Genomic DNA, 3151 nt, shown 5'->3' on the forward strand with positions numbered 1-3151 from the left:
TCTGCTTGTCGGCTGCCGCTTCGCTTTAGACCGACCTACGGCCTGAGCGTCTTCACCAGTAAACATCTTCTGCGCGTGGTGTAAGGGTATGGCGGCTACACATACAGCCTCTCGTCCTCCAGCCCCTTGTACATGTCGGCGACGAACTCGCCGTAGCCGTTGTAAAGCTGCGTCGGCACCATCTCGCCGGTTCCGAGCACCCGTTCGGACGCCTGACTCCAGCGGGCATGCGGCACCTGCGGATTGACGTTCGCCCAGAAGCCGTACTCGCTCGCCTGGATCTGCTCCCAGAAGCTTACCGGGCGTTTGTCGGTGAAGGTGAAGCTGACGATCGACTTGATCGACTTGAACCCGTATTTCCACGGAACCGCCAGCCGGAGCGGCGCGCCATTCTGCTTCGGCACCGGCTTGCCGTACAGGCCGGTCACCAGGAAGGCCAGCTCGTTGGTTGCCTCGGCCATGGTCAGGCCCTCGACATAGGGCCAGGGATACCAGAACTGCCGCTGGCCGCTCGCCATCCCAGGGTCCTGGAAGGTCTGCATCACGACGTATTTGGCAGCACCGGTCGGGCGGGCGAAATCCACCAGCGCCTTCATCGGGAAGCCGCTCCAGGGCACCGCCATCGACCAAGCCTCGACGCAGCGGTGCCGGTAGACCCGCTCCTCCAGCGGCATCTGCGCCAGCAGGGTATCGATGTCGACCGTCTTTTCCTGCTCGACCATGCCCGCGATCTTCACGGTCCAGGGCCGCAACTTCAGGTTCTGCGCCGCCCGCCAGATGTTCTTCTGGGAGCCGAACTCGTAGAAATTGGTATAGGTGGTGGCCTGGGACGGGTCGGTGATCGCGCGGTCTATCGCATAGCGTTCGTTGCGCTTGACCGGGTAGAGCTTGGCGGTGAGATCGTCGGCCGCGACTTCGGTCTGGCCGAAGGCGGGACCTGCCAGGATCGATCCCGCCGCCGCGATCGTGGGAGCGGCCAGCGCCGTCTTCAGCAGCGCCCGCCGGTTCAGGAAGACATGTTCCGGAGTGGCCGCCGACTCCGGCAGCTCCCATCCGCGTCTGGATCGCATCAGCATGGCGTTCCTCCCTCGGTAATCCGTGTTCAGATCACAGATTTGAAGCTGGAACAGCCATTCGGCAAATCAAGTTCGGGTGAACGGCGCGTGAGAACGCCTCACCCGAACTCGGGTTCGGTTCATGCGCCGCTCAGCCTTCCAGCATGCTGCGCAGCATCCAGGCGGTCTTTTCGTGCAACTGCATCCGCTGGGTCAGCAGGTCGGCCGTCGGCTCGTCGCCGACCTTTTCGGCGGCGGGAAACACCGAGCGGGCGGTGCGGACCACGGCTTCCTGGCCGGCCACCAGCTGGCGGATCATCTCTTCCGCCTTCGGCACGTCGGTCGCTTCCTGTATCGAAGTCAGCGCCGCATACTGCGAATAGCTGCCCGGAGCGGGGAAGCCCAGCGCGCGGATACGCTCCGCGATCAAGTCGACGGCCAGCGCCAGTTCATTGTACTGCGTTTCGAACATCAGGTGCAGCGTGTTGAACATCGGGCCGGTGACGTTCCAGTGGAAGCTGTGCGTCTTGAGATAGAGGGTGTAGGTGTCGGCCAGCAGGCGTGACAGACCTTCCGCGATCTCGCGACGGTCGTTCTCGGTGATGCCAATATCGATCTGCATGATTCTGCCCCCTGAAAACGTGTTTAGCAAAAACACTATACATAGCCTGATGTGGGTATGCGGGAGCAATGCGGCAATCGCATTCTTTAGAATCGTTCCAATGTTTGATCTGTATCAAGCGCATGCCGGACCATCGGCAATGCCGATCATTCGGCCTGCATGCTGACCACTTCAGGCGGTCCGTCCGGATCGAGTTCCCGGCAATCGGCCAATTCAGGATCCAGCCACGGATTGGCCATCACTTCGTCCTCGTCGGCTGCGGGCAGCAGCAGATGCATGCCCTCCCGCCCTGCCAGTTCGGCTTGGTCGGCCGCTACCTGCCGGGCACCGGCCTCGTCGGCCGCACGGACGATCAGCTTGCGCGTCTTACGGTAATGTTCCCATTTCCGGGCAAGGGGGAGCACCGGTTCCAAAACGAAGAAAGGCATGGGATCGGACTTCCTCCCTGATGGTCGAAACCGCTGATGAAAGAAAGATGCGGCAGGGCCGCGCGCCCGGCGGCGGAATGCCGCCGGGGAGCAGGCCGTAGCGGTCAGCTCATCGACGAGCGCAGCATCCAGGCGGCCTTTTCATGGGCATCCATGCGATGGTTCATCAGGTCTTCGGTCACCGTGTCGTTCGCTTCCTCGCAGATCCCGACGACGGCGCGGCAAGCCTGGGTGACGGTCTCGTTGTCGCGCACGAGCTGTTCCAGCATGCCGCGCGCATCGGGAACGCCGTGCTCGTCCTCGATGGTGCTGAGCTTCAGGAACTGGCTCAGGCTGCCGGGCGCGAAGTAACCCAGGGCGCGGATACGCTCGGCGATCTCGTCCACGGCGGTCGTCAGATCGGTATACTGCTCTTCGAACATCTCATGAAGGCTGTGGAACTGCGCACCGGTCACATTCCAGTGAAAGCCATGGGTCTTGCCGAGAAGCGTGTAAGTATCCGACAGTACCTTGGCCAAGCCGTCGGATAACGCCTTGCGGTTCTCTTCGGTAATGCCGGTACGGACTGCCAGCGGCTCATGCGACTGGGCGGTGGTGTTTTCGAATGCCATGAGATGGCTCCTTGAAGCTTTGTGGAATTGTCCCATTGACCCTGCTGACCAAGCTTGGCTGCATATCGGGGAAGTCAACCCTCCCCGCTGCGTCCACGCCAGGGCGGGCCGTCCATAGCTTCAACGAGAATTCGTCGGAAAAGTGCCGTGCGTCAGCCCAATTGTGCCGTGCTGACGGTTCCGCCCGTGGAAATGAGCCGGATCGTACAAAAAGCCGGCGTACCCGGCCGATCGGTTGGACCCATCGGCCGGGTACGCCGTCCCGCTTACTTGCCGATCATCACGTCCGAAGACTTGATGATCGCCACTACCTCGTTCCCAACCGCGAGGTTGAGGTCGTCAACCGATTCGGTCGTGATGCTTGAGGTGACGAACACACCATTCCCAACATCGATCTTGACCTTGGCCGAAACCGGACCCTTCTCGATCGCGGTC

The 3151-nt window shown here is 61.8% G+C and carries 5 protein-coding genes; all 5 read right to left on the reverse strand.

Annotated features, from left to right (window positions below; genetic code table 11):
• Positions 1 to 95 precede the first annotated feature (95 nt).
• A complete protein-coding gene (gene msrP / locus AC5JJ6_RS06100) occupies positions 96 to 1076 on the reverse strand; it encodes a protein-methionine-sulfoxide reductase catalytic subunit MsrP (RefSeq protein ID WP_496041187.1) in 981 nt (326 codons plus the stop codon).
• A gap of 130 nt (positions 1077 to 1206) precedes the next feature.
• Positions 1207 to 1677, reverse strand: coding sequence for a Dps family protein (locus AC5JJ6_RS06105; RefSeq protein ID WP_044430038.1), 471 nt, complete (start codon positions 1675 to 1677; stop codon positions 1207 to 1209).
• Between the two features lie 146 nt (positions 1678 to 1823).
• Positions 1824 to 2105 (reverse strand): hypothetical protein, encoded by a 282-nt coding sequence (locus AC5JJ6_RS06110; RefSeq protein WP_496041188.1) that lies wholly within the window; start codon positions 2103 to 2105, stop codon positions 1824 to 1826.
• A gap of 104 nt (positions 2106 to 2209) precedes the next feature.
• Complete coding sequence (locus AC5JJ6_RS06115) at positions 2210 to 2716, reverse strand: Dps family protein (RefSeq protein ID WP_496041189.1); 507 nt, start codon at positions 2714 to 2716, stop codon at positions 2210 to 2212.
• 266 nt (positions 2717 to 2982) lie between these two features.
• Positions 2983 to 3144, reverse strand: coding sequence for a TOBE domain-containing protein (locus AC5JJ6_RS06120; protein WP_496041190.1), 162 nt, complete (start codon positions 3142 to 3144; stop codon positions 2983 to 2985).
• Positions 3145 to 3151 lie beyond the last annotated feature (7 nt).

It is taken from the genome of Skermanella sp. (assembly GCF_059503625.1).